General features: G+C 40.5%; 23 protein-coding genes and 1 other RNA gene. 12 read left to right on the top strand and 12 right to left on the bottom strand.

Annotation, left to right across the window (positions count from 1 at the left end; translation table 11 throughout):
• The 3 genes from trpD to AS141_RS22090 form a co-directional block, all read right to left on the bottom strand.
• Positions 1–1,011 (bottom strand): anthranilate phosphoribosyltransferase, encoded by a 1,011-nt coding sequence (gene trpD, locus AS141_RS22100; RefSeq protein ID WP_057939890.1) that lies wholly within the window; start codon positions 1,009–1,011, stop codon positions 1–3.
• 37 nt (positions 1,012–1,048) lie between these two features.
• A complete protein-coding gene (locus tag AS141_RS22095) occupies positions 1,049–1,615 on the bottom strand; it encodes an anthranilate synthase component II (protein ID WP_057939889.1) in 567 nt (188 codons plus the stop codon).
• A gap of 211 nt (positions 1,616–1,826) precedes the next feature.
• Positions 1,827–3,239 (bottom strand): anthranilate synthase component I family protein, encoded by a 1,413-nt coding sequence (locus tag AS141_RS22090; protein ID WP_057939888.1) that lies wholly within the window; start codon positions 3,237–3,239, stop codon positions 1,827–1,829.
• Between the two features lie 334 nt (positions 3,240–3,573).
• On the opposite strand from AS141_RS22090, the gene AS141_RS22085 reads away from it, so the two are divergent.
• The 8 genes from AS141_RS22085 (at position 3,574) to AS141_RS22055 (ending at position 9,525) form a co-directional block, all read left to right on the top strand.
• The gene (locus tag AS141_RS22085; RefSeq protein WP_057939887.1) at positions 3,574–4,128 is read left to right on the top strand and encodes a hypothetical protein; all 555 of its coding nucleotides are present in this window, start codon (positions 3,574–3,576) and stop codon (positions 4,126–4,128) included.
• Between the two features lie 24 nt (positions 4,129–4,152).
• Positions 4,153–4,383, top strand: coding sequence for a hypothetical protein (locus tag AS141_RS22080; protein ID WP_057939886.1), 231 nt, complete (start codon positions 4,153–4,155; stop codon positions 4,381–4,383).
• A gap of 206 nt (positions 4,384–4,589) precedes the next feature.
• An RNA gene (gene ffs, locus AS141_RS26135) (signal recognition particle sRNA small type) lies at positions 4,590–4,675 on the top strand.
• A 188-nt stretch (positions 4,676–4,863) separates the two neighbouring features.
• Positions 4,864–5,523 (top strand): fructose-6-phosphate aldolase, encoded by a 660-nt coding sequence (fsa, locus tag AS141_RS22075; protein WP_057939885.1) that lies wholly within the window; start codon positions 4,864–4,866, stop codon positions 5,521–5,523.
• Positions 5,524–5,568: 45 nt separating this feature from the next.
• Positions 5,569–5,772 carry a hypothetical protein gene (locus AS141_RS22070; RefSeq protein ID WP_057939972.1) on the top strand — a complete coding sequence of 68 codons (204 nt, stop codon included), beginning with the start codon at positions 5,569–5,571 and terminating at the stop codon, positions 5,770–5,772.
• Between the two features lie 2 nt (positions 5,773–5,774).
• Positions 5,775–6,485, top strand: a complete 711-nt coding sequence (locus tag AS141_RS22065; RefSeq protein ID WP_057939884.1) for a cell division ATP-binding protein FtsE — start codon at positions 5,775–5,777, stop codon at positions 6,483–6,485.
• A gap of 63 nt (positions 6,486–6,548) precedes the next feature.
• On the top strand, positions 6,549–7,946 hold the full coding sequence (locus AS141_RS22060) for a S41 family peptidase (RefSeq protein ID WP_057939883.1): 1,398 nt from the start codon (positions 6,549–6,551) through the stop codon (positions 7,944–7,946).
• Between the two features lie 358 nt (positions 7,947–8,304).
• Positions 8,305–9,525: a S8 family serine peptidase gene (locus tag AS141_RS22055; RefSeq protein WP_057939882.1), complete on the top strand. Its 1,221-nt coding sequence runs from the start codon at positions 8,305–8,307 to the stop codon at positions 9,523–9,525.
• A gap of 413 nt (positions 9,526–9,938) precedes the next feature.
• Here the strand turns inward: AS141_RS22055 and AS141_RS22045 are convergent, their stop codons facing one another.
• From AS141_RS22045 to AS141_RS22035, 3 genes are all read right to left on the bottom strand, one after another.
• Positions 9,939–12,707 (bottom strand): TonB-dependent receptor, encoded by a 2,769-nt coding sequence (locus tag AS141_RS22045; RefSeq protein WP_057939880.1) that lies wholly within the window; start codon positions 12,705–12,707, stop codon positions 9,939–9,941.
• Between the two features lie 18 nt (positions 12,708–12,725).
• Positions 12,726–13,811: a phytase gene (locus tag AS141_RS22040; protein ID WP_057939879.1), complete on the bottom strand. Its 1,086-nt coding sequence runs from the start codon at positions 13,809–13,811 to the stop codon at positions 12,726–12,728.
• A 192-nt stretch (positions 13,812–14,003) separates the two neighbouring features.
• Complete coding sequence (locus tag AS141_RS22035; protein WP_057939878.1) at positions 14,004–15,647, bottom strand: tetratricopeptide repeat protein; 1,644 nt, start codon at positions 15,645–15,647, stop codon at positions 14,004–14,006.
• 202 nt (positions 15,648–15,849) lie between these two features.
• On the opposite strand from AS141_RS22035, the gene AS141_RS27255 reads away from it, so the two are divergent.
• Complete coding sequence (locus AS141_RS27255) at positions 15,850–16,539, top strand: phosphatase PAP2 family protein (RefSeq protein ID WP_057939877.1); 690 nt, start codon at positions 15,850–15,852, stop codon at positions 16,537–16,539.
• Here the strand turns inward: AS141_RS27255 and AS141_RS22025 are convergent.
• From AS141_RS22025 to AS141_RS22005, 5 genes are all read right to left on the bottom strand, one after another.
• Positions 16,496–18,100 carry an ArnT family glycosyltransferase gene (locus AS141_RS22025; protein WP_057939876.1) on the bottom strand — a complete coding sequence of 535 codons (1,605 nt, stop codon included), beginning with the start codon at positions 18,098–18,100 and terminating at the stop codon, positions 16,496–16,498. The genes AS141_RS27255 and AS141_RS22025 overlap by 44 nt on opposite strands.
• Positions 18,101–18,218: 118 nt before the next feature.
• Entirely contained in the window at positions 18,219–18,923 is a 705-nt protein-coding gene (locus AS141_RS22020) for a tetratricopeptide repeat protein (RefSeq protein WP_057939875.1), read from the bottom strand.
• A 21-nt stretch (positions 18,924–18,944) separates the two neighbouring features.
• Positions 18,945–20,387 (bottom strand): CCA tRNA nucleotidyltransferase, encoded by a 1,443-nt coding sequence (locus AS141_RS22015; RefSeq protein WP_057939874.1) that lies wholly within the window; start codon positions 20,385–20,387, stop codon positions 18,945–18,947.
• Positions 20,384–20,854 (bottom strand): hypothetical protein, encoded by a 471-nt coding sequence (locus tag AS141_RS22010; protein ID WP_057939873.1) that lies wholly within the window; start codon positions 20,852–20,854, stop codon positions 20,384–20,386. Before AS141_RS22010 ends, AS141_RS22015 begins: the two co-directional genes overlap by 4 nt.
• 119 nt (positions 20,855–20,973) lie before the next feature.
• Positions 20,974–21,312, bottom strand: a complete 339-nt coding sequence (locus AS141_RS22005; RefSeq protein ID WP_057939872.1) for a DUF6249 domain-containing protein — start codon at positions 21,310–21,312, stop codon at positions 20,974–20,976.
• A 56-nt stretch (positions 21,313–21,368) separates the two neighbouring features.
• Here AS141_RS22005 and AS141_RS22000 point away from each other — a divergent pair, with 56 nt between their 5' ends.
• The gene (locus tag AS141_RS22000; protein WP_057939871.1) at positions 21,369–21,992 is read left to right on the top strand and encodes an RNA polymerase sigma factor; all 624 of its coding nucleotides are present in this window, start codon (positions 21,369–21,371) and stop codon (positions 21,990–21,992) included.
• Positions 21,993–22,099: 107 nt separating this feature from the next.
• On the top strand, positions 22,100–22,507 hold the full coding sequence (locus tag AS141_RS21995; RefSeq protein ID WP_057939870.1) for a hypothetical protein: 408 nt from the start codon (positions 22,100–22,102) through the stop codon (positions 22,505–22,507).
• 61 nt (positions 22,508–22,568) lie between these two features.
• Here AS141_RS21995 and AS141_RS21990 read toward each other — a convergent pair whose 3' ends face one another.
• Positions 22,569–22,973, bottom strand: a complete 405-nt coding sequence (locus AS141_RS21990; RefSeq protein WP_157243552.1) for a hypothetical protein — start codon at positions 22,971–22,973, stop codon at positions 22,569–22,571.
• Between the two features lie 1,759 nt (positions 22,974–24,732).
• On the opposite strand from AS141_RS21990, the gene AS141_RS21980 reads away from it, so the two are divergent.
• The gene (locus AS141_RS21980; protein WP_057939867.1) at positions 24,733–26,349 is read left to right on the top strand and encodes a CTP synthase; all 1,617 of its coding nucleotides are present in this window, start codon (positions 24,733–24,735) and stop codon (positions 26,347–26,349) included.
• Positions 26,350–26,368: the final 19 nt, after the last annotated feature.

Below are 26,368 nucleotides of genomic sequence, written 5' to 3'. Positions count from 1 at the left end.
CTATGCTAAAGAAACTGTTGTTTTAGGATTAACTAAGCCATTGAAAACCCGAAGAGCTTTATGGCTTAAAAGTGCCTCTTCCGCTATGCCAACTGCATCAAGGAATGAAAGACCTTCGCGGGCAGTGACAAGAGCCGCCGCCGAATTAGCAATGACCACTGAATTCTGACTTTGGGTACCCTTCCCTTTTAGAATATTTTCAAATATTTTCGCTGATTCCTGAATGGTTTCTCCACCCTTGATGGAGGCTGCTTTCAATTTTGGTAAGCCTATATTTTCTGGGCTATATACTTTTTCTCCTTCATTGGAAATCATCTTAAAATCCCCTGTCAAAGAAATCTCATCATAGCCATCCAACGCATGTAAAATCGAAAATCTGCCTTGCATATCCTGGTAGAGATACCCATAAAGCCGAGCCAATTCCAGGCTAAAAACACCGACAAGCTGCTTATTTGGAAAACTAGGATTGACCATCGGACCCAGCATATTGAAAAAAGTCTTCACACCAAGGTCTTTTCTGATCGGTCCCACATGCTTCATCGCTGGATGAAATAGCGGCGCATGAAGAAAGCAGATCCTCACTTCATCGAGACTTCTCTTTATTTGATCCATATCACTCGTAAATTCATAGCCAAAATAGGCAAGCAAATTGGATGATCCACAGATAGAAGAAACTCCATTATTTCCATGCTTGGCGACATGTTGTCCTGCTGCCGCAACTACAAAGGAAGACAGCGTGGAAATATTAAATGTATCCTTACCATCTCCGCCGGTACCACAAAGATCCATGGCATCGTACTCGGATATTTCCACAGGAATGCATCGTTCCAGCATCGCCTCTCGGAAACCAGACAATTCCTCCACGGTAATGCTTCGCATCAGGTACACCGTCATAAAAGCAGCAATCTGACTTGTATTGTAATTTCCAGCTGTAATATTTTTTAGAACTTCTTTCGCGTCTGCCCTTGTGAGGGTTCGATGCTCTATAAGGTGATTCAATATTTCTTTCATTGTTAGGAGTGTTGTAGGGTAAGTACTTTACTTGTTTTTAACTTTCCATCCAGTTTTTGATGATTTGTACGCCGTTTTCGGTGAGGATACTTTCCGGATGAAATTGCACTCCCCTGACATCATATTCTTTATGTCTTATTGCCATGATTTGATTGTCCGGGGTACGTGCCACCACCTCAAGATCCGAAGAAAGGGTGGCTTCATTCACTACCCAAGAGTGATATCGGCCAATACTAAACGTCTCAGGCACACCTTTGAAAAGCAAATCATCCCCAACTTTCACAATAGAGGCCACACCGTGCAGTACTTCTGACAAATTTATCAAATCTCCCCCAAAAGCTTCGCCGATTGCCTGATGTCCCAAACAAACTCCCAGAATTGATTTACAGGAGGCATATTTCTTCAAAAGCTTAGGCATAATTCCTGCATCTTCAGGTACACCAGGTCCTGGAGATAGCAGTATTTTATCGTATAGAGAGACATCCTCCAAACTGATTTTATCATTCCGAAAGACATCCATCTGTGATCCATATCCCAATTGCCTGATGATATACACCAGGTTGTAGGTAAAGGAGTCGTAATTATCGAGGACTAGAATCCGCATATTGCTATATATTTTTTCTGTATGAGAGTTTAAAAGTGGCAAAGTGACCTAACTTACCTATCTGATTACACTCTATTATTTTTAAATAAGTTATTTGAGCCTTTATTGCTTTTTGCCAAATAATTAGCTCTTCAAAACTGTTTACTTTTATTTTTTATAATTGTCTTCTCTAGACATAGATGACTTTGCTCACTCTATCGCTTTTTAAAACTCAAATCCCTTCCGCAGCCCTCAGCGCTACTCTCAGTGCTTCCAACTTGTTCGCCACCTCTTGCAGTTCGGAAGGAATGGTGGATTTGGCCACTACTCCTGCGCCAGCCTGGAATCTAAGTTGATTGTTTTCTGAGACGAATGAGCGAATCAAAATAGCATGATTGAAATCCCCATTGAAACCCAAATAACCTATCGCTCCTCCATAGAATTCTCTAGATACATTCTCAAGCTCGTCGATCAATTCCATCGCTCGATACTTCGGTGCGCCGGAAAGTGTGCCGGCCGGAAATGTATCAGCCACCAATTGAAGAGGATTTGTATCTGCAGGCAATTCCCCCGTTACCTTGGAAACTAAATGAATCACATGTGAATAGTATTGGATTTCTTTGAACACGTCCACAGATACTTTCTCTGAAGACCTGCTTAAATCATTCCGTGCCAGATCCACCAGCATCACATGCTCGGAATTCTCCTTTGGATCATCATATAACTTGCGCGCCAATGCAGCATCTTCTTGATCATTTCCTGTGCGTCGAAAAGTACCTGCAATAGGATATATGGTTGCTTTTTTATCCTTCACCACTATTTGAGCTTCAGGAGAACTCCCAAAAACCTTGAAGGAGCCATAATCGAAGTAAAATAAATATGGAGAAGGGTTCACAGACCGAAGCGCACGATATACATTGAATTCATCCCCTTTAAAAGCGGTACTGAACCGACGTGAAAGAACAATCTGAAATACGTCACCTTTGAAGCAGTGTTCCCGCCCCTCATTCAATATCTTCAGAAACTCTTCATCGGTATAGTTTGATTCTTCTTCACCCACCCGCTGAAAAGTGTAGCTCGGAATATTTTTATTGGTAAGGAGGCGTTCTATTTCCTCCATTTTTTCAGAATTTTCAGCTCCCGCTACTCTATGCTCTAGCAGATGCATTTCATTTTTATAGTGATCTACCACTATCACATTCTGATATACAGAATACTGCATCATTGGCACCTCCGAGGGCTTGGTATTTCCAAGGTTAATGTCCTCAAAATATGCCACAGTATCGTATTGAATATATCCGAAAAGACCATTGGAGCTAAATTTGAAATTGTCCGGTGCGACATCAAACTTACTTCCAAAGGCACGCAGGCACTGCATTAGTTTCTGATCAGAATTCACTTCATAGCTTTCCTTTTTACCCGAAGGCAGGCTTTCCACGACTTTTCCTGCATTGAAGGAAAAAGTAGCCAGGGGATTAAAACAGATATATGAATAGCTGTTTTCCTGCCCGTGATAGTCTGAACTTTCCAGCAGGATCGGATTTGCAAACCGATCCCTAATCTGCAAATAGATGCTTACCGGCGTGATTGTATCCGCTAACCTTTTTTGGTAAGTAGTCAGTATAGGAAATTTTACCTGAGTCATTCGTAGTTAATTTTTCATGAAAAAAGGCTTACCGGAAATCCAGTAAGCCTTTTATACTATGTTTGTACGCAAAATTATACGCAGGGGCTTTCTAAACTTCCTTTTGGAAAGAGTAAGAATGCCACCACCAGTATTTGTTCGCGATTGTTTTCATAAGAATGAGAGCAAATTTAGAAAGGGATTTTTAAGGACAAAGCATGATTCTGTTTTTTTTCAAAAAAAATATAAATAAACCCAGCCAAAAAATATCCAAACGACTAGTACGAGTCCACTACTAAATGGAAACTAACATTGCTTTAACCCGTTGATAAGAAGTATACAATACTGGGGCAACATGAAAAACAACCTACTATTTCTTACATTATTCCTTCTAGGCACCGGCATTTCAACTGCGCAATCGTTAGCAGAATGGAAGACTCCGGTACATCAAGTCAGCCTTGAAACCGAAACTGGCGAGGAGGCTAAAATGGAAATTGATAAAGGGTATCGGTACGCAGATCTTGACTACCTCGACCGGAAATTCCACCTGTTCTTCCATCGTGACATTAAGAAAATAAAAAAGGCGAGAATTGTAGAACCAAAAACCAACCTACAAATCGCCAGAGGGAAAGGAAGCTATTTTTGGGGCAATGCCAGGTTTGAGTTTGTGGACGGGGAAGTGTATAAAGTAAAAAAGAAAAATAAGGCCAATGGCTATCAAATCATTGGTCCCTATGGAATCTTATTCAAAGTAGAAGATCACGCGATAAGTCCGGTAGAAACTCTTACCGAAAAAGATTTTCTAGCTCAGGCTTTTTATGTGTTTGAGCGGGTCAAAGTGACTCAAAGTGCTCCTGCGGATGTGGTGATTTTCTATTCTGATTACCCGCATATCGGTCCCAATGAGTAGTTTTACAAAAAAATAGATTTAACTATGGCAGCAACATTCCCACAGTATTTCAAGCGGGTTTTTGATGATTACCAAGTTTTAGTACAAGTAAATCCTGATACATTTACCGGGATTGAGTTGATCGTACATCCGGACGGAAAGATCGAAAAAACTGAAATGGAATTTGATGAGGAAATTTTTGATGACCTGGCAGAAGATAAATTTATCCATTGTAATGTGTTGGAATTCCAGCTGCATCTGGCTAAGACTAAGTAATTATATGTCTTTGTTTTTTGTTTTTCAGTGGTCTAAAGGAATCTTTGACGATTAAGACAATCGTTGTCTTGTAATCTAGTGATGCTTTTAATCGTGACGATTTCAAATTTGAAAATTAATACATCTCACAGTCAGCGGTAAAAGCCATAAAAACAGTATTGAAGCTGAAAATTATTGTATACACTGATTTTCTGCTTACCTTTGCGCCGGCGGCACGACCAGCTCCTGCTGAATCCCCCAGGTCCGGAAGGAAGCAAGGGTAGGTGGTTGAGCGGTGCGATGCCGCTTCTTTTTTGCCCTATTTTTTCACGGGCATCTCCAATCAGGCTCCAAATCTTGATTTATCTTCTAACTTTGTTTCTCACAATCAAATCCATTTGGAATCATCCTTTTAAAGGGCTTTTGTCCTGTTTTCAAATTTAAGACAAGAATAGCAAAGCCTGAAAAAAGCTGTTTCCATACCTATTAAACAATTCAAACATGAAATTCTTTATTGACACGGCCAATTTAGGCGACATTCGCGAAGCTTATGACCTTGGAGTCTTAGACGGTGTAACGACCAACCCTTCCTTAATGGCCAAAGAAGGCATCAGCGGAGACGAAAGAGTAAGAGCTCACTACAAAGCTATCTGTGAAATCGTAGATGATAAAGTAAGTGCAGAAGTAATCGCAACAGATTACGAAGGTATGGTGAAGGAGGGGAAAGAGCTTGCAAAAATCGATGACAAAATCGTGGTAAAAATCCCAATGATCAAAGATGGTCTAAAAGCACTTAAATACTTCCAAAGTGAAGGGATCCGCACCAACTGTACCCTGATTTTCTCAGCTGGACAAGCTCTTCTAGCCGCAAAAGCCGGAGCATCTTATGTATCTCCATTTATCGGAAGACTGGATGATATTGCGTTTGACGGAATGGATCTAATCGCGCAGATCGTTCATATATATGGCAACTACGGCTTCGAAACCGAAGTTTTGGCCGCATCAGTAAGACATACCATGCATCTATTGAAATGTGCTGAGGTTGGTGCTGACGTAGTGACTTGTCCATTGAAAGTAATCACTGGCTTGTTGAACCATCCGCTTACGGATTCCGGTTTGGCAACGTTTTTGGCAGATCATGCCAAAGCAGCCGGAAAATAAATCATGAAAGGCCGGCATATGTCGGTCTTTTTTTTAATTTCCTCTATGTATATTATCAAAGTAAAAGGTAAAGCAAAAATCCCTGACTACATTCAGATCAGAGATGAAAACTTTGTACTAGTGGCCTATTTCAGAGCTGATAGGCCTTTAAAGAAAATTGAGAAATTTGGTTTGGAGGGAAAGGAAAAAGAACTTGAAGCATTAATCCTGGATCTTCCTTTTGGGAAATTGCAAAAATTAGAATTATAAGAATGGATTTCAGTACTCATCCTGTACTTCAGGTAACCCAAGCAACTATATTTCAGGGAATCGACCCTATCCTTACCGATGTGAACTTCTCGGTGGAGCAGCATGAATTTGTATTTCTAATCGGCAGGACGGGAAGTGGAAAAAGCTCTCTATTGAAAACCCTCTACGCCGATTTGGAACTGAGAAGCGGAAGCGCCGAAGTAGCAGGATTTTCCCTGAAAAACATTAAAACGAAGGATATCCCCTACCTGAGAAGAAAAATCGGAATCATTTTCCAGGATTTTCAACTCTTCAATGATCGATCAGTGGCTGAGAACTTAGCATTTGTAATGAGAGCTACCGGCTGGACAGATAAATCAAAAATAAACGCCAGGATGGCTGAAGTCTTGCTTCTGGTAGGACTGAACAATGCTTCAAGTAAAATGCCTCATCAGCTCTCGGGTGGAGAGCAGCAGCGTGTGGTGATCGCCCGGGCATTACTCAATGAGCCCTCAATTTTACTTGCCGATGAGCCTACCGGGAATTTAGATCCGGATGTGGCAGACGGAATTTTCAAACTTTTCCAAGAAATTAATAAAAAGGGAACTGCTGTATTGATGGCAACCCATAATTATGATTTACTTCGTAAGTACCCGTATAGAGTGCTGAAATGTGAGAATGGTGAATTAAAGGACAGTCAAACACACGACGTATCCTATGGTTCTGCTTATTAATATAGTCCCTTAATCAACTGGAATTGCAAGTATTGCGTTTGTTATTATCCAAACTTCCCAAATATGAAATCTACCCTACTCTCAAGAGCTTTCTTACTGGTAGTCCTGAGCGGATTGCTATGGAGCTGCAACCAGGACGATGATAAGGATCCAAAAGTAGATCCTGTACTCACATTAGAAGAAGAAATAAACAATTGGATTTACGATGTGATGGATGAAGTTTACTATTGGAGGCTGAACCTGGGAACGCCAATAGCAGCAACTTCTGATCCCAGTGATTATTTCGAATCCTTGCTTTACACCCCTACGGACCGGTTTTCGGTAATCTATCCAGACTATCAGGAATTGATCAATTCACTAAGTGGTATATCTCTGGATCCAGGTTACGAGTTCCAGTTATACAGAATCACTGATTCAGACAATGTATATGCAGAGGTACTTTACGTAAAGCAAAATAGCCCTGCAGCGGCAACAGACCTGAAGCGTGGGGACGCTATTGTAGCCATCAACGGTACTCAGATAAATATAAATAACTATAGGGATCTTCTAGGTCAGACGGAGACGACCCACACCATTTCCCCCAGACGATACGATGAGGAGGCAGAAGAATATGTAACTATGCAGGATATTTCCCTTACTCCTGTGCAACTCTCAGAAGATCCCAATTTCTTGGATACGGTATACACGATCAATAATCAAAAGATCGGATATGTGGTGTATAACTTTTTTGCACCGGGCACGGCAGCAGACGAAACTAAATACGATAGAGAAATGGATGCCGCATTTGAAAAAATGAAAGCTGAGAATATTAATCACTTGGTATTAGACCTTAGATATAACGGCGGAGGCTATGTCAGTTCTGCTTTGAATTTAGCGAGCCTAATAGGTCCAGGGGTGACTGATTCTGATATTTTCTCGAAGACCAAATACAATACCCTCCTAATGGCCGAAGTACCCTCACTAAGTAATGTACAAACTGCATTTTTGAATAAAGCACAAAACCTTGGCAGCACACTAACCGGCAATCGACTTTATGTACTGACCTCCAGCGGAACAGCTTCAGCATCTGAGCTAATTATCAACGGACTGAGACCCTACATGGATGTCTTCTTGATAGGTGATGTCACTTATGGTAAAAATGTAGGCTCTGTCGCGATAGAAGATGAAGAGAACCCAGAAAACAACTATGGCTTACTTCCTATTGTTACCCAAAGTTTTAACAGCTTAGATCAATCCGATTACAGCACCGGATTTACTCCAAATATTGCTGTCAAGGAAAACACAGAATTCCTAAGACAATTAGGAGATGTAAATGAGATCATGCTGAGAACAGCTATTGAGGAGATTACAGGTATTCCCTCTTCGGGCAGAGTTATCAAGCTAGACCGGGAAGGAATTGCCAATACATTAGAAGGAAAGATTCGAACTGGAAAAATGATTGAAAGTCCAATAAAAAAATAACCAATATGCCCCAGGATTCCCGGGGCATATTTTCTGAAAACCTCTTTTTCCCATCAAGACAATGGCAGTTCTTCAAGCTCACCAAACTCGGCTATTACGGGCTCCGCGGTTTAGTGATGTCTGGCTATTAATTTTTATACTCCCACCTGTTTTATGCTCTCTCCCTCCTTCTTCTATATTCGGCCTGCTTTTGCTCATGATATCCTGGTATTTCATGCTGATTCATGAGTGTTTTTGACTTGGTTATAAGCTTTGAAAAATTGGGATATTGACATATTCTCCTGATATTATATCAGTTGACTGCGCTCAATCTGTGACCTATAAGTCAGTTTAATTCAAACTTTAACCACTTATCTTTATGATCAACCAAAAACACCTTTGGAAAAAACCTGTTCTATTCGCAGGAATCCTCATCGGGTCACTCGCATTTTCATGTCAGCAGGAACCGGAATCACCACTTACAGGAGATTCGCTTGAGCTTGTACAATATAAGTCCGGAGACATCATTCCCGGGCAATACATCGTGACATTTCAGCCTTCTGATGTAAATTTTCGCAAGGACCTATCATACAAGCTCGCCCAGGCTAACATGCGTAAAACCAGTTCAGAGCTATTGGCAAAGTATAGGATTTCTGAAGATAATTTGAGCTACGTTTATGGAAATTCTATTTATGGTTTTGCTGTCTCCTTAACCGATGAACAGCTCGAATCAATAGCAAAAGATCCATCAGTAAAAGAAATAGAACCCGATCGGGTAATTGCGCTTGCCCCACCTCCTGGCAAAGGACCAGGAGGTGGGGGAGGATCCGTCTCACAGCAGGTCCCTTATGGAATCACCAGAGTTGGCGGTGGTGATCCTTATACAGGATCTAAAAAAGCCTATGTGATCGATTCGGGTATAGATTCTACACATCCTGACCTAAATGTGAATGTAAGCAATGGGTTTAATGCGTTCACCAAAGGGAAAGATTCAAACTTAGAATCTGACGGAAATGGGCATGGCACTCACGTGTCCGGAACCATCGGTGCAATTGACAACTCCATAGGAGTTGTTGGCGTAGCGGCAGGCGTGACAGTGGTACCAATAAAAGTGTTGGATTCTAGAGGTTCCGGGAGCTATTCCGGGGTTATTGCGGGAGTTGATTTTGTCACCGCGAATGCCAATCCGGGAGATGTCGCCAATATGAGTCTTGGTGGACCTGTGTCCACCGCCCTGGACAATGCAGTAACTGCGTTGGGAAATGCGGGTATAAAAGTTGCTTTGGCTGCTGGAAATGAAAGCGAAGATGCCAACTATTCATCACCGGCCAGAGTAAACGGAAACAATATTTATACAATTTCGGCAATTGACAGCTTGGATAAGTTCGCTAACTTCTCCAATTATGGCAACCCTCCTATCGATTTCGCTGCACCGGGAGTTGGCATAATCTCTACAGTGCCTGGAGGATATGCAACTTACAGCGGAACTTCAATGGCTTCGCCACACGTGTGTGGTATTTTAATCTGGGGGACACCGCAAAATGGAGGTGCGTCCATAGAAGATCCTGATGGAGATGCTGATAAAATCGCAATCAAATAGGCAGATGTAACTTAAAAGGCGATTTTAGACAATCGCCTTTTTCCTCATTACCAAATTGTTAAGTTTGCTGTTTGAAATGACTTCCTCTAAAATTGCTGCTAAATTTGAAGCTCAACTTTGAATGTCATGGAAATCGCCGCAAGTTTTATTCTTATTTTATCTATTTATTTTTTAGGCTGTCTCGCTCTAGTACAGGAGATTGTTAGACCTAATAGGCAATTGATTATAGAAAACAATAAAAAAGCCCAATGGGTAACAAATTATCCAAAAATCATTTCACTGAGCCTTGGTATCTCCTTGCTTACCACATTCATTGCGTACTATCTATTTTTGAGCTAAGAAAATCCATACACAATACCAATAGAAATGGCAGCCAAATCAACCAGCTGCCATTTCTATTTCATAACAATCTACTATTCGAACAAATCGAATTTTAACCCGAAGTTCAATCTCGCATTGTAAAATTCGGATTGCATGGTTCTGGACTTAATTCCCTGATAGTATCTCAAAGGCTGGTTGGTCAGGTTATTCCCTTCAAAAAACACACGCCATTTGGGTGTAACTGCATATGAAGCATTTACATCTAAAAATGTCTGCTTGTCATAATAGCGATCTTCAAAGCTTTCTCCACCCAGTTCATCCAGGTAATCTGATGCATAATTCAAAGAAACTCGGGCTACAAGCCGCTTGTTTTCATAAGATAGGGAGGCATTGAACATGTTGTCAGCTGTTCCCGGCAGTACTATATCATCATTATCCCTGCCCTCAATACCCGTGGTGTTCGATTGGGTGTAGGTATAATTCAGATAAATGCCAATCCCTTTCCAAATCTGCCTCTGGATTGAAGCTTCCAGACCATAAACTTTTGCAGTACCTCCATTTTCAGGACGGGAATATTGTAGGCCAGAGCCAAACTGAGGATCACTATATCCCTGAGAGGTAATCGTATAAACGAAATCGTCAATATCCTTATAAAACCCACCAAGTGAAATGAGTCCTATATTATCAAAATATTGTTCACCCATTAAATCAAAATTCATAGCTGTAGCCGGTTTTAGATTGGGATTGCCCCGAGTCAATTCCTCATCTTCAGGACTGAATTCGGCATAAGGTACCAAGTCAAAATAATTCGGTCTGGCTAGTGTATTAGTCCATGCAAATCTCAAAATACTCGTTGAATTCATATTGTATTTCAGATGTATACCAGGCATGAAATTGGTATACCGCTGTTCTCCTTCAGCCAAAGAAATTTCTTCGTTATCCACGTCAAAGATATTTCCGGTGTAATCTATGGAAGTATGCTCCACTCTCACACCGAAAATTGCAGAGAACTTATCCGAAAACTGATGATCAGCCATTACATAACCTCCGGTAATTGTTTCTTTTGCAGTATAATTTCCTGGGGCATATTCCTCCGGGACATCACTCTCTTCAAATAATCCGGCATTTCCAAAATCCAACCCTCCCAAATAGTTAGGATCCATAAAGGTACCGACCTGATACTGAGATCCTGCCAGAAAATCCGGGTCTGAGTAATTGACATTTGGCACACTTTCAAGAGTTTCTCCAAAAGCCTCCGCATCCAAAGGCTCATATTCGTAGAAGTTATTGCCGCGATCTTTATCTTTTCCACGATACCTAGCCCCAAACTGCAATACCCCTTTAGGACTATACGGTAATTTGAAGTCCAGCTTTCCATTCAAGTCACGATCAGAGGTGTACCCGTACTGCTCAGATAGTCCGTTTAACCCAATAGCAAGATTGTCAGCCGGGTTAGTCAGATTAGCATAAGGTTTGTCGGGATTAGAGATATCAACAGTGATGTCCTGTCCGGAGGATCTGAAGGAGGCGTAACGTTCAAATTCCCTTTCCTCTGATGCCTTAGCATAGGTTACAGACCAGTCCATCTTAAGTTTATTGAACAAATGGCTACCGCCTAATGTCGTATTATAAACCCGTTGATCCTCAAGTCTAGCAGCTTTGTTCCTATCACTATCCAGACCACCTTTTGTCTCATATTCCACACGCCCTTTGGTAAGATACTTGCCAGGGCTGATTTCCGTGAAGTCTCCATCTTCAAAAGAATCGTCCAGCTGGCTTACCCGCATTCTAAATCTGTTTTCCCAATCATCCCGGTGGTTGTACATCCCGGAAAGGAATAGTGTATGATTATCGTTAATATCGTAATCAAATGCCATAGAAGCTGATCGACGAACCCGTTGTACGTTATATTTTCGAATATCAAACTCCTCTAGTGCAGCTCCATTTTCATAGTTTTTCCAAACTGCCTCAATATTGTCTGAACCAAAACGGTGATTATTGTAAGACCCCGAAAAAATGACACCAAATTTATCATTAAAAAAGCGGTTGCCAATGATCATTCCACCTGTCCAGATGGGTTTGTTGGACAGCAAATTGACACCAGAGGCCGCCGTTCCGGAAATCCTAAGTGCATTTGGAGCTTGACGGGTCACAAGATTTACAGATCCACCAATAGCATCTGCATCCATACTTGGAAGTACGGCCTTATTCACTTCTATGGTCTGAATCATATCCGAAGGAATCAAATCCATCTGCACATTTCTGTTGTCTCCTTCGGCAGAGGGTATCCTCTCTCCATTCAGCGTCACCGAGTTTAAATGAGGGGCAAGGCCACGGATAATAATATTCCGCGCTTCTCCCTGATCATTTTGCATAGTAATCCCAGGGACTCTTTTTAGCGCATCGCCAATATTGGCATCAGGAAACCTGCCTATTTGATCAGACGATACCACGTTAGTAATATTTGCATTGTTCTTCTGCTGATTAAGAGCCTTTGCTTGCCCTTTTAAACGATCTCCCATCACCACAAACTCCAGACTTTCGATAGTAGTTTGATCCAATTTAAAATTCAACGTGGTAGTTTCACCAGTTTCTATCGTGGTTTCATGAACCATAGAGCCATAGCCCAAATATGAAACCTGAACTTCGTAGGAACCTTCAGGAAGATCAACAATAGAATAATCGCCGGATTGGTTTGTAATCGTACCTAATGTTGTGTTTTTCAGCACCACATTAGCTCCCGGCATAGATAAGTTTTGCTCATCTATCACCCTGCCTTTTAATACCCCTTGGGCCAGCACCTGATGACTCAGGCAAAAAACAGCGATCAAGAAAAATACGCTCAGTAATTGCTTTTTCATAAGTAGATGGATAAATGCCTAATTTTTGGATTTTAAGATGTCTCCTGCTATATCTTCCCAGCGGTAGATCTGGAAGGTCCGGTCATCTGACATAGCGACGAAAAGCCCCTTTGGAAAATCTTGCCCCAAAGGCACACTGATGGATTCCGATCCATCACTTGAAATTGTACTTGTAGCGATTTTGGTGATCAATATATGCTCGTGCGGATTTGAAGCACTTCCTTCTCTGGGAAATACATGGAAAAGATCAGCTCCCTGATCCGAAACCAAGATATACCCCGTGCTATCATCAAGTTTGTAAATAGAAATTCCTTCATGGTCATCGGAAAATCCTTCCTGAGCAAAAAAGGCCAGCTCTTCGTTTCCCTTTTCCGGATCGGCATAATATTTCCGTACACCAGCGCCCTCGTCCGAATAATAGATATATCCAAGCTCATTATCCACAGCAATTGCTTCGATTTCTTTCTTGCCCGAATAGGCTCCGAACTTTCGTACAAGATTAAGTTTGATCTCTCCATTTTGACCCAATACTTCATATTGCCAGAGATAAGTACCATTGGTTGGACCATTTTTTCTTCCTGCTATGACAAAGGTTTTTCCTGCAGTATTCTCTTGAAAGAGTGCTACTCCCATCAAATCTCTGAAGTCAGGCCCTGTTTCGTCCTCAAACACCTCGATCCCGCCCACATTGATTTCTTTCATATCCGGAAGACTGAAAAATCTCAATTTGGAAGTCATCCGCTCGCCAGTGACTGCAAAATCAACAGTTCGATCACCTAGATTCAATCCATACCCCACATCCACATTGTTGGGGCGCTTTATATCCCGTACTATAAGTGAATCGATTGCCTTTCCTTTGAGATCAAATACATACAAGGCTCCTTCTGCATCTTTGTCCGTGCCGATAATTAGGCTTTTGGATGGATCTGCAGGATTTACCCAAACCGCTGGATCATCGGTGTCATGAATAACCGAATCAGTTATATAGATCGGTTTGATCAGACTCTGCTCGAGGGATGCCTCATTTTGTTGGACTGGCTTGCTGCAGGCACTTGCTAAAACTCCCAGTGCGGACAGGCCATAAATAAGTATACTTTTTGACATAAGCTTTAATTGGTTTTGATGCTACAATGTTAGGCCGATCAGCAGCTTCTGGCTAAGAAAGAGTGTTATCAATTGAGCAACAATCAAAAAAATGACCGTTAACAAAACCTAAACAGAATTATAAAAAATGAATACAAGAAATTGATTATCAGTAAATTGAAAGATGTTAAAAAGAGATTAATAAATTGTAAATCATATACATAGTATAAATTGCTGTAAGCTATCGCCCTTTTCCAGATTCAATTTCTTACGGAGTCTATACCTTGAAATACGTAGGCTATCCATGGAAATTCCCAAAGAAGAAGCAATCTCTTTTGAGTTGAGGTTGAGACGCATCAGGCTTGCAAGCTTCATCTCTGCAGGGGTCAAACCTCCGGTACGTTGTTGAATCGTTTTGAAGAAATCCTGGTGCACCTTTTCAAAACTATGCTTGAAATCCTCCCAATCTGTATCGTGCGAAAAATTGAACTCAATCTGCTTGACGAGGTTACGTATTTTCTTCTTTTGCTCCTTTGGGTCCTCCTCGAGAATATTTTTCAGGCGCCGCTGAATATCTTCCAGCATTTGATTTTTATCGATTACATGTAAAGTCTGGGCAGTCAGCGCTTTGGAGTGAGCTTTCTCTTCTGCATCCATTTTCATCTCCAGAAGCTGCAAATTCTGTTGCTCTGTTGCGATGAGTTGTTCCTTGACTTGAAGAATTTCCCCGTGCCGCTGTACCAACTCCTTGTTCTTTTGGATCTTGAGCTTTTGACGGGTAAAGGTAACCCAGCCCAAAACACACATTAATAGCACCAAGCATATGAGCAACCATCTGACTACACCATCAAATTCACGCATTTGCTTCAGCTGAATGATCTGTTGGTTTTTAGCATACAATTTATTCTCGGCTTCCTGAATCCCCAATTGCCTGGCTGATTCTTCAGAATAAACCATTTCGCTTAATCTCCTGCTTTGCTCCAAAAATTTATAAGCATTTTCGTAGTCCCTCAACGCTGCATATGCCTTAGAAATATCTACAACAGCGCTTTTCTGCTGATACATATATCCAAGCCTTGCACTCATTTCCGCTGCTTTTCTTGAAAAAAGCAATCCTTCTTCAGGTTCTCTGGTTTTACGGAGCACATCACCCAAATTGTTCAAATTACCTATGATCCGAAGCGAATCACCAATTGACATATTCAATAAATAGGCTTTATAAAAATTGGCATAAGCCGAATCATACTGCTCCAAATCTTCATAAATACTTCCGATGTTTTCCCTTACAAACCCCAGATGCCCCGCTAATCTAAGCTGTTCGAATATCCTGAGAGCTTCCTGCTGATGAGCCAGGGCTTTCGGGTACGAACCCATTTTTTCATACATCCCTCCAATGAAACCTTTTGTCTCAGCCATACCTTCTGCGTCCTTAAGCTGATGATAAATATCCAAGGCAGCTTCATGACGATGGAGTGCCTCATCTGGGTTTTTGATTTTATAGAATACCTCTCCCAACGCATTATTCACTTCTGCCAAACGAGTTGGTCTTCCTAGATCTTCAAAAATGTGCTCAGCCTCATATAACGCTTCCATTGAAGGCTGAAACAAGCCGAATTGAAACAAAATCCTTCCTCTGATCAATTGTGCTTTGCCCACTAGAGAATCTATTGAAGCAAATTTACTATGTTCCAAAACCTTAGTGGCTAATATAAATGCCTCATCAGGCTTACTCCTGGCCAGAATATGGGAGGAGTCTAGCTTCGAGTCTAATGAAAATGCATTTTGAGCCACAGAAAAATAGGGAATGGTGGCTAAGAAAATCATCGTTGCCCAAGAGAATAAAACCAACTGTTTCATAACCAGCGAAGTTCCGCTTAACACAGCTAAAAAATGTTAAGTAAAAATTGCCATTTGATTAAGGTTCTTTTTCCTTCTATCCAGGGTGACGGAAGAAAAAGTATAGCTGTCTTAACTAACAAGAGGCAATTTCAAGTAAGGTTGATCATAGCATAAACTTGGGTTTTTACTTGAAGTATACATTTGATCAGAATTCAGATCAATGAAAAAGAAAAAGTATACAGCTCCGGTTTTTGCTTACCTATATTATCAGTTATTGATTGTTCTTCTGGCTCTACTTATCCAGCAGGAAAAAGGCAAGATTGAATTGTGGATAAACAACTATCACAGCATTTTTGCGGACATCATCTTTAAGAACATTACCTACCTTGGAGATGGGATAATCATCGCAGTTCCTATTCTTATTCTGCTATTTGTCCGCTACAGTTATAGCATTCTACTTGCTTGGGCCACTGTGATTCATATGTTGGTAGTCGTATCATGTAAACAAGTTTTTTTTAAAGGTATACCAAGGCCCGCAGAATATTTAATGGAGAGTTCCTTTTATGCAGTCCCCGGCGTAACCCTTCACCATTGGAACAGCTTTCCTTCTGGACACACAGCCTCTGTTTTTATGCTCGCGTGTGTGTTGGCTATGATCAATTCAAAAAAAATATTACCTCAGATCATACTATTCATCATCGCAGTACTCGTAGGTTTTAGTCGGGTGTATCTTATGCAGCATTTTGTAATGGATGTTCTGGCAGGATCATTAGTTGGCGTTTGGTCAGCATTTGCTTCGAGATGGATTACGCTTCACTACTTTTCATCCAAAAAGTTCAAGAAAAGCCTCTATCCCAAGCGAAGGGTTATTCTTCAGGATCTTGGGAAGACTGTAGTGCTTCAAAACTAGGATCAGGCTTTAATACTAGCAAAACGGTAGTTGGAGTTTCGAATAAATCTCTTCCTTCAAAGATTGTTTCGTAATAGAAACCCAACTTTTCAAACTCATCCAAATTACTCTTTCTAAGGATGACTATGCCTTCGGTACTAGTGGTTGGCAAATTTTCCAGATCCTTGATTTCCTTTTTTAGCGCGAAGGCAAACGAGGGGTTGAATTGTCTGAAATAGTAGAATTCAGAATCCTTAAATCCTTTCACGTTCGAAGCGATCACTGGTGTCCTCCTGTCCAATTCAGGAAACGCTAAGTACAAAAATGAAAGACTAACTAAAATAAACCCTATACACAGTATGCACCAATGTAGCATCCACCTCCTTCTAAACCAGTAAAACCCGCTCACTAGTGCAACCACACTGCCCGGGGCAAAGTAATAGGAAATATAAGAATACACCGCATAGTCTTTCTCGGAAGTAAGTCCAAAATAGACTCCAATAGGCAATAGAAACAATAGTATTAGCGCAAGTAATCCAGGCCATTTGATTCTGCTCCATTCTGTGCTTTGCCTTAATAGCCATCCAATAATAATCGCAAGAAATGGATATACTGGAGCCGTATAATTAGGAAGTTTAGTCCCTGATAACATGAAAAAAACTATTGTCAGGCAAGAAAAAAGCAGGGAAATTTTAACCAAAGTTGGTATGTGGCTATATGCAATGAGGGACTTAAAGGAGGTTATGATTAGTAGCGAACCAGGCACCATTCCAACCACCACAAACATAAAAGTGAGATAGAAACCACCTCCATGCCCTTCCATTGGAGCAGCGAATCGATTCAAATTGTGCTTAAAAAGAAATTCCTGAATCCATACTCCATCCGTTTTCCATGCTATCAGAAAATACCAAGGGAGAGCTACCAGAAGAAAAATAAGAATGGCAGAAGGGTTCATCACCAACTTCAAATTGTTCCAGAATCCTCCTTTTTGACATAGTAAAAAAAGTAACACTGTACCACCGGCTAACGCGATTGCTATAGGTCCCTTGCTAAGAACAGCAAGCCCCAGCGTAAGCCCCATCCATCTTAGGTAAACTTTCTTTCGGTGATTTCCATCCCAAAACCTTACAAAAAACAACAGTGAGGCAGTAAGAAAAAAAATCAAGAATGGATCAGGAACAGCCAAATGAAATTGAATTACCCAATGTACTGAAGCAAGCATTGCCAATCCTGAAGCCAAAGCAGCTAGCCTGCCAAAATTTCTTTCGGTGGTGAAATAGATCAAACAAACGGTCAACCACCCCATCAAGGCGGGGAAAAACCTGGCGGCAAAAGGAGTAACTCCAAAGAATTGATACGCTAATCCAAAAAAGAAATAGTGCAGAGGGGGCTTATCATACCGTGGCTGCCCATTGAATGTAGGTAAAATCCAGCCCGAAGACTTCCACATTTCATATCCTGCAGTTGCGTTTTTGGCCTCATCTAGGATATAGATACTAAAAGCCCCTAGTTGGGCGAAATGGATAAACATTGCCAAAAGCATAAAAACAAGTGCTATCCATCGGTGCTCAATCCACTTCATTAGAAGTAAATAAACACCGAAAAAAAGATCTTAAGATCAATTCGCTATTAAGGATTTATTAGCTTTTGGACAATAAAAAAACCGGCTATGCCGGTTTCTTTATGAATCAATGATTTGCTCAGTTTGTTTTCGCAAGGTTTTCTTTAGCAAGATCGAATTCCGGATCCAAAGAAATAGCTTCTTCAAAAGCAGCTTTTGCCTCAGTTTTAGAACCTTGATCCAAGTAGATCATTCCCTTCAGATTCAAAGCCGCAGCCTTCATACTGACTTCCTGAGTTTCTGTTTGCGATTTTGGAAAGCCTACTTTGTCCTCGGGTTTAGCGTTTTTCACCAATATATTCATAGAATTCAATGCCTCTGGATACTTTTTCAAGCTATACTGAATAAACCCGGTTTTGTAAAGACTGAAATTGTTCCCACTGAGTAGATACAAACTTTCGAAATAGGGAAGAGCTCTCTCTAGAGCCCCCACTTGCTCCAAAGAATAAGCGGCAATTTCCAGAGAAGTAACGCTTTTATCATTGACTTTCAATACGTCCATAGACACAAGAGCTGCAGACATGGCTTGTCCAGCTTCATAATAAAGCGTTCCCAACATCTCCACATAACGAATATCATCGGGATTTCTGACGATCAGGTGGTAAAGTGAAGTCTTTGCTGATGCAACATCGTTGTATCGCAAGGCTAATTGGTAAGCAGCCTGGTCAGTGGCATTAAGAGTTTTCTTTAATTTCGGATCCAGCCTGGATACGGAATCCGTAGTCTGGGCAATTGTAGTGCTGGCGCAAAGGGCCATAAGCAGCATGAATAGTACGCGCTTCATTTGAATAGATTTTTTAATTAATTATGAATTTGGGCGATCCAACACTGGAAACAATCCTTTGGTCTTGGCAATCTCCAGCATCAATTCACGAGCCTGTTCAGGATTATTGTGAATTTTGCCCTCCAATATAGCTTCTTTAATTTCTTCTTTGATATCTCCAACGATTTTTGAAGGTGACAATCCAAAAATTTCCATAATTTCCTCCCCAGAGATAGGCGGCTGAAAATTCCTTACCTGATCCTTTTCTTCTACTTCGATCAGTTTTTGGGCTACTTTATCAAAGTTCTCTAGGTATCGTTTTACTTTTTTATTGTTTTTGGATGTCACATCAGCCCGACAGAGCTTCATCAGATCATCGATATCATCCCCAGCTTCGAAAAGAAGCCTTCGTAATGCGGAATCCGTCACCTCGTCTTTCACCAAAGCGATAGGACGAAGGTGTAATTTCACCAATTTCTGCACATACTTCATTCGCTCATCCATGGGCAGTTTCATCCTTCGGAAAATTCCCGGTGTCATCCGGGCCCCCTTATCTTCGTGACCATGGAAAGTCCATCCAACTTTCTTATTAAAACGTTTGGTGGCTGGCTTTGCGATGTCGTGAAGTATTGCTGCCCACCGAAGCCACAGGTTATCACTCAGCTGGCAGACATTGTCAAGTACTTGAAGGGTATGGTAGAAATTATCCTTGTGCGACTTATCATCAACTGAATCCACCCCTTGCAGATCAACCATTTCCGGAAAAAACTCATGAAGTAATTTACCTGCAAACAGTAATTTAAAACCATAGGAAGGCCTATTGACCTCAATAATTTTATTCAATTCCATTATAATCCGCTCTGCGGAAATGATTTTTAGCCGAGGTGCATTTTCTCCCATTGCGTAGAAAGTGTCTCCATCTATATCAAAGTCAAGCTGAGCGGCAAAACGCACCGCACGAAGCATTCGGAGAGGATCATCCGAAAATGTGACATTTGGATCCAGAGGAGTCCTGATCAACTTCTTCTTAATGTCAGCAAGCCCATCAAATGGATCTAATAAATTACCATAGTCTGCCGCATTTAACGAGATTGCCATGGCATTGATGCTGAAATCCCTGCGCTCAAGATCTTCCTCAAGGGTCCCTATTTCCACAATAGGATTACGGGATTCTGAGCGATAAGACTCTTTGCGGGCACCTACAAACTCTAACTCCCAGTCATCCAGCTTCAGCATTGCTGTGCCGAAATTCTTAAAGATAGAGAGTGGCACATGGCTATCGTATTGTTTAGCAACTTCCTTGGCCAATTCAATTCCGCTTCCTACACAGGTAAAATCTATATCCTTTTGTCCGTTTTTCTCCCTTTTCAGAATCAAATCTCTCACATAACCTCCCACCACGTAAGTTTCTACGCCTAGATTTGCAGCAGCTTTTGCAACTTTTCCAAAGACTTCAAATTCGTCAAGGTTTGATTTGAAATTCATCCTTTAATAATTTTGACATCTCCATCTGGCCCCAAAAACATCTCTTTGGTACTGGGGCTCAAAAGCGGAAATAAGATTGATGTCTGATAGCAAGTTGCTTCACCTGTATCTAATTTCACTAGAACGGGCTGACTGATCTGAAATAATAGCTTATTCCAGTTTGGTTCCAAGATCAGACTGAACTGAAGAATTCCATCCACAATAGGGCCATTTTTAATGATACGATTCGCAGGACTATGATAAATAGTCGGTTTTCCTGCATATTCTACTATATCCAGAGAAACTTCTGAGAATGGTTCACAGATCGTGCGGATTTGGAATAAATCAAAAAGTAAAAACGTCCAATGTTCTCCCATCTCAGGCTTCCAAAGCTCCGGTTTCATGAAAGTGACTACTTTCCCATTTCCTTCTTGTAGATGCAAAACCCCTTTTTCCCTAAAAGCCGATAATAATTGTGCGTGATCCAAAACGGTTTATTTTTTTCACAAAAATAATCAGATTTTCGAGAGCAAAGTCCTTTGCCTTAAAACCAAAAAAGCCTTCCTCGTAAAAGAAAGACTTTTGGTGCTTATTAAAAACTGGACTATTACTCCTCTTTATCAAGTTTTCTATTCAAGAATACGCTCGCAAACAAGCCAATCCCTCCAAAAATAAAAATGCATGAGCTAAAGGCAACATCTTCTTCCATTCCGCCATTTCCGAGCATTGCTCCTACCAATACACCTACGCCAACTCCAATAGCCAGCAGTGCAAGATTCAGAATAAACTGCCCAAAACTGTACTTTTTGCCTGAGTTGAAGAGTTTCGCATCAGCACCATTTTCAATAAGTGCGAGCCTTTCCTTATTTCGGGTCGTCAAGAAGGTGAAGATGACTCCGAAAATACTGGAGAAAATAATCAGTGTTACTAAAATGGTTTCTGCCATGGTCTATTTGTTTTTTCTTCTTTGATGCAGTTGCTAGGCAAAAAGGTTACACGTCTGTGAAAAAATCTGTAACTTTTTTTAAGATACTTGCATCCAATGTGAAAATGCGATTCCAGGAAGACCACCATTATATAAAGAAAACGCTGCAAGGTAATATGAATGCTTATGGGCAGCTTATCCAAAAGCATGAGAAATATGTTTTCACACTTGCCTTACGTATGCTAAAAAACAGAGAGGAAGCTGAAGAAGCAGCACAAGATGCATTTATGAAAGCCTTCCACTCCCTAAGAACCTTTGAAGGAAATTCTAAGTTTACTACATGGTTATATAAAATCGTATATAATGAGGCACTTGGAAGGTTGAGAAAATCAAAAAACATTAGTATTCAACTCGATGAAGTAGCAGAGTTGGCATGTAATTCAGTTGATTACCTGGATGGCTTAAGAGCTCTTCAGCTGACCGAGAGAAAAGAACTAATTAAAAGTGGGCTGGAAGCTATAAAACCAGTGGAATCAGCCGTACTTACTTTATTTTACCTGGAAGAACAAAGTATAAAAGAAATCGAAGAAATCATGGGGCTGAAAAGTTCACATGTCAAGATCCTTCTGCACAGAGGAAGAAAGAGTCTTTTGGAATCACTGCAAAAAATCACAAATAGTGATTTAATTCATCTGCTATGAAATCGAGTATGGCGCGAGCAACACCCGCTGGAATGATCCATAAGGCGAGATTCCCTGAATCAGGTTCGGGACAGGCTAGGTGCGCTTAGAAAACAAATTATAAACACATGAACAAACAAGGAAAAGAGGACGAATTTATCCGACAATTTATTGGGGAACTAGGAACAGAGAACCCTTCTATTGGTTTTCACAAATCTATTGTAGCAAAACTTAATCATGTGCCTTTTGCGTCAGTCTACAAACCGGTAATCTCTGCTTTAGCCTGGAAAATAATTGGGTGCGCAATAGCCTCCATAGTAATATCGGTACTACTTTTCTTGCCCGGCGGTCAAAATTCCATATCTCTGGTGGATCAAGTTTCCAAGATCCCTTTCCCTCAAGTTACCATCTCGCTGCCAAAGGTCTCCCTTCCAGTGCTAGAGCTATCTTCACTTGTTATCCAATCTTTAGTGGTATTTATTGTATTAGGAATTATTACTGTAATCACCACGCTCACCAAATGGAAAATATCTTAGCCTATCCTACTAAACAAAAAAGGCAGCCTATTGCTGCCTTTTTTGTTTAGTCTGTTAAAGATTAACCTCTCAACCAGTTGATGAAAGTCTGATAACCTACACCAATTTCTCTTGCAAATGCAGCTTTAGTTTTCTTACCTGCTGCTTCTACTTTCTTCCACTCTTCTACTATTTTACTTTTTTCAGCATCGCTGAATGTTCTTCTTTTAGAAGTTTTAGCTGCAACACCGCTTCCGGTAACAAGTGAAATCAATTCATTTAATTCATTAAGGAATCTAGTATCATTTAATAAAAGACCAGCGGCCTCTAATTTCTTGATAACTTGATCCTTCGGATTAACAGGTGTTACTGCGATACCATTTTTAGCAGCATCATGTAAATCTACCTGCTTGCCATCTGCTGTTACATAAATAAAACCATCTCCCTTTTTAAGATCAGCGATAGCTTCTTTGATTAAATCTCTCATATTTTGACTAGTTAACATTAATTATATCAATATTTCTACGCAAGTTACTACAAATATCTTAAATTATATATAATGACTTTATCAATCTTATCAGGATAATACTTTTTAACATTTTAAACCTAATTAGCTAAATTTTTAATTTCCATTAAGTTTTCCATCAAACGCTATTTTTCTGCTAAAATTGTGCCTTTACAATAAGAAAGTGAAGTAATCCCCTTTATACCCCTTTACTAATTGTTTTATATGTACATCCGCTTTTCTGTGAGTAAAGTACTAGAAGCATCTGAAGATTGGAAAAACGCCCCCGCTAAGATCGCTCCAGTCTTCGACCACTTGTGTTGAACTAAATCGAAATATTGGTCTTCCCCACCTACCGACGAGGCAGGCAGCCTTATAGCCAAAGAAGATATGACTACTGACATCTTTGTGGATAATCATTATGTTTTAGTAAGATCAATGGGACTAATTGCATATTGGGACCCCACGAATTAACGTCAGAATTTGAGCACGAAGCAAGCGACTCACAAAGAATAGGTATCCATTGGGTGATATTCCATGCAGCCTATAAAAATCATAATATAAACACATGCAACCGAGCATGACGAAAACGTCACAACCGGGATGATTTTTCACCATGCGAGATTCCATATGACCTTAAAAAGACAAATTATAAACAGATGGAACTAGTGAGTAAGGATATAGTTACAACTCAGAAATTTATTCGGATAGTTACGCAAAAGCGCATCATCAAACCATTAACTAGGAACCTTCAAACTTATTGTCCCCCAACGCTACCGAGTAAGAACGATTGGTTCGAATTCATAAAGTAAACAACTCCTTCCAAACTCCAGTAAAGGAGATTCTCACAAGGAAGGGATTCAACTACGGATAAAACAAACTCAATTTTACCTATTAAAATCCCATAAGCATATCTTTTATACTAATGACTCGAAGTTTAGTATAGTCCAATTCCCAGTGATTATTGTAAGATTTTTTAAATCCGAAAGAATCAAAAATTGTACATCGCTGTAAAATTTAGTATTGCTCACAGGCAAATCAGAAACTTATGCTTAGCAACTAATACCTCAGACTTGTTCCGACACTTTCTGTTATTTACATTTGAGATGCATTCACTTTTAGTCTAACCAACTGCACATGTATTTTCAATTCAATCTAATATAAAACTCTCTTTTTCATTTAGTTCCACCCGAACCCACCTATTGGTTAACCATAAAACTCCAGCAATTTAATGGCTTAACATTTCTAGTATATCTGAAAGCATAAATGAAATTGAACCTGCCTGAGAACACGGACAGACATGATCCCTTACCTCCGGTATCATACAAAGGGATGATTATCTTTCATGTGAGACTCTCTGCCTAAAGGACGGTAGGCAGGGGTAAGAAAAGGGTGCCCGCTTACTTCGGCAGAACAGGTTATGCCCTTTGAAAAGCAATTATTAAATACATGAAGGGGCGGGGAATTTTCTTTCCTCCTGAAACATTTGAAATTAATTACATCTTTTGTAGTAATTCACCTATCAAAGAAAAAGTTCTTTCTCCCCCGCAATTAAAACCTAGTCTATTTCAATTTTACTCGCAAAAAATAACATGTATTATCTCCATAGTTCTTCTGCTGATAACAGAAGAAATTCGAGAAAAATAATGTATTTCATATTCAAAAAGCCATTAATCGGGAATTTTTCCATAATTTTGAGCCCCATAAGAATCCAATCAAATTTCCAACCTCCCCCATTCTTATGGCTTCAAGCACCAAATACATCTTTATTACAGGAGGAGTTACTTCCTCTCTAGGCAAAGGCATTATCGCCGCCTCATTAGGCAAGTTGCTCCAAGCCAGAGGCTTCAAAGTAACCATCCAAAAATTTGATCCGTATCTCAATATCGATCCTGGCACTCTAAATCCTTATGAGCATGGTGAATGCTATGTAACTGACGATGGCGCCGAGACAGATTTGGATTTAGGACATTATGAGCGTTTTCTGAACATCCCTACTTCCCAGGACAATAATATTACCACCGGAAGAATCTATAATAATGTGATCACACGGGAGCGCAAAGGCGAATTTCTAGGAAAAACTGTTCAGGTCATTCCTCACATTACAGACGAAATCAAAGCCAATTTTTACAAACTGGGTGAAGACGGAAAATTTGATGTAGTGATAACTGAAATCGGGGGATGCGTGGGGGATATTGAATCACTCCCCTTCATTGAGGCTGTACGTCAAGCGAAATGGGACCTCGGAGCAAACAATTTTTTAGTGATCCACCTTACATTGATTCCATACCTTCGTGCGGCCAAAGAACTAAAAACCAAGCCTACCCAACACTCTGTAAAACAATTGTTAGAAGCTGGTATACAACCAGATATCTTAGTATGCCGCACAGAATACCATTTACCCTCTGACGTGAAGAAGAAGCTTGCACTTTTCTGCAACGTTCAGCTAAATAATGTCATCGAGGCAATGGATGCCGATTCCATCTATGATGTGCCCTTATTGATGAAAAAGGAGAAATTGGATGAGCGTGTAATGACTAAACTTAAGCTTACTTCCAAAGAAAATACAGATCTGGAAAACTGGAAAGACTTCCTGGGCAAGCTAAAAAACCCCACTCAGGAGGTAAATATCGGTTTGGTTGGAAAATACGTTTCTCTACCTGACTCTTATAAATCCATCATAGAATCCTTTACCCATGCAGGTGCTTCAATAGAATGTGATGTAAATCTCCGTTTGATTTCATCCGAAGAAATAAACCCTGACAACATCACTCAAAAACTGGCTGATTTAGACGGGATTGTAGTTGCTCCGGGTTTTGGAGAGCGGGGTTTTGAAGGAAAAATAGACACAGTCAAATATGCCCGTGAGAACAAGATTCCTTTTCTGGGGATATGTCTGGGCATGCAGGTAGCAGTGATAGAGTTTGCCAGAAACGTGCTCAATCTGAAGGATGCAAACAGCACAGAAATGGACCCCAATACCATCAATCCAGTCATTGCCTTGATGGAAGAACAAAAAAACATTGATCAAATGGGTGGAACCATGAGATTAGGTTCGTATGCTTGTGACCTCAAAAAGGGAAGTAAGTCATATCAAGCTTATGGGAAATCCAAAATCCAAGAGAGGCACCGCCACAGGTATGAGTTTAACAATGAGTTTCTAAAAATAATGGAAGATAATGGCATGATAGCCACTGGAAAAAACCCGGAGACCGGATTGGTAGAGATCATCGAAATCAAAAGCCATCCTTGGTTTGTAGGAGTCCAGTTCCACCCAGAATACAAAAGTACCGTACTTACTCCCCAACCCCTCTTCGTGAAATTCATCCAGGCGGCTGTGGACAAAAAAATTAAATAAAACTCTTCGGGACAAAGTC

It is taken from the genome of Algoriphagus resistens (genome assembly GCF_001442615.1).
Taxonomy (GTDB): domain Bacteria; phylum Bacteroidota; class Bacteroidia; order Cytophagales; family Cyclobacteriaceae; genus Algoriphagus; species Algoriphagus resistens.
The sequence above is the reverse complement of the archived record's forward strand: the minus strand, read 5'-3'. Positions and strand labels throughout refer to the sequence as shown.

What these genes read in the sequence shown, in the direction of transcription:
- trpD (WP_057939890.1), bottom strand. Translation starts at nt 1,011, where the DNA reads ATGAAAGAAATATTGAATCACCTTATAGAGCATCGAACCCTCACAAGG.
- AS141_RS22095 (WP_057939889.1), bottom strand. Translation starts at nt 1,615, where the DNA reads ATGCGGATTCTAGTCCTCGATAATTACGACTCCTTTACCTACAACCTG.
- AS141_RS22090 (WP_057939888.1), bottom strand. Translation starts at nt 3,239, where the DNA reads ATGACTCAGGTAAAATTTCCTATACTGACTACTTACCAAAAAAGGTTA.
- AS141_RS22085 (WP_057939887.1), top strand. Translation starts at nt 3,574, where the DNA reads ATGAAAAACAACCTACTATTTCTTACATTATTCCTTCTAGGCACCGGC.
- AS141_RS22080 (WP_057939886.1), top strand. Translation starts at nt 4,153, where the DNA reads ATGGCAGCAACATTCCCACAGTATTTCAAGCGGGTTTTTGATGATTAC.
- fsa (WP_057939885.1), top strand. Translation starts at nt 4,864, where the DNA reads ATGAAATTCTTTATTGACACGGCCAATTTAGGCGACATTCGCGAAGCT.
- AS141_RS22070 (WP_057939972.1), top strand. Translation starts at nt 5,569, where the DNA reads ATGTATATTATCAAAGTAAAAGGTAAAGCAAAAATCCCTGACTACATT.
- AS141_RS22065 (WP_057939884.1), top strand. Translation starts at nt 5,775, where the DNA reads ATGGATTTCAGTACTCATCCTGTACTTCAGGTAACCCAAGCAACTATA.
- AS141_RS22060 (WP_057939883.1), top strand. Translation starts at nt 6,549, where the DNA reads ATGAAATCTACCCTACTCTCAAGAGCTTTCTTACTGGTAGTCCTGAGC.
- AS141_RS22055 (WP_057939882.1), top strand. Translation starts at nt 8,305, where the DNA reads ATGATCAACCAAAAACACCTTTGGAAAAAACCTGTTCTATTCGCAGGA.
- AS141_RS22045 (WP_057939880.1), bottom strand. Translation starts at nt 12,707, where the DNA reads ATGAAAAAGCAATTACTGAGCGTATTTTTCTTGATCGCTGTTTTTTGC.
- AS141_RS22040 (WP_057939879.1), bottom strand. Translation starts at nt 13,811, where the DNA reads ATGTCAAAAAGTATACTTATTTATGGCCTGTCCGCACTGGGAGTTTTA.
- AS141_RS22035 (WP_057939878.1), bottom strand. Translation starts at nt 15,647, where the DNA reads ATGAAACAGTTGGTTTTATTCTCTTGGGCAACGATGATTTTCTTAGCC.
- AS141_RS27255 (WP_057939877.1), top strand. Translation starts at nt 15,850, where the DNA reads ATGAAAAAGAAAAAGTATACAGCTCCGGTTTTTGCTTACCTATATTAT.
- AS141_RS22025 (WP_057939876.1), bottom strand. Translation starts at nt 18,100, where the DNA reads ATGAAGTGGATTGAGCACCGATGGATAGCACTTGTTTTTATGCTTTTG.
- AS141_RS22020 (WP_057939875.1), bottom strand. Translation starts at nt 18,923, where the DNA reads ATGAAGCGCGTACTATTCATGCTGCTTATGGCCCTTTGCGCCAGCACT.
- AS141_RS22015 (WP_057939874.1), bottom strand. Translation starts at nt 20,387, where the DNA reads ATGAATTTCAAATCAAACCTTGACGAATTTGAAGTCTTTGGAAAAGTT.
- AS141_RS22005 (WP_057939872.1), bottom strand. Translation starts at nt 21,312, where the DNA reads ATGGCAGAAACCATTTTAGTAACACTGATTATTTTCTCCAGTATTTTC.
- AS141_RS21995 (WP_057939870.1), top strand. Translation starts at nt 22,100, where the DNA reads ATGAACAAACAAGGAAAAGAGGACGAATTTATCCGACAATTTATTGGG.
- AS141_RS21990 (WP_157243552.1), bottom strand. Translation starts at nt 22,973, where the DNA reads ATGAGAGATTTAATCAAAGAAGCTATCGCTGATCTTAAAAAGGGAGAT.
- AS141_RS21980 (WP_057939867.1), top strand. Translation starts at nt 24,733, where the DNA reads ATGGCTTCAAGCACCAAATACATCTTTATTACAGGAGGAGTTACTTCC.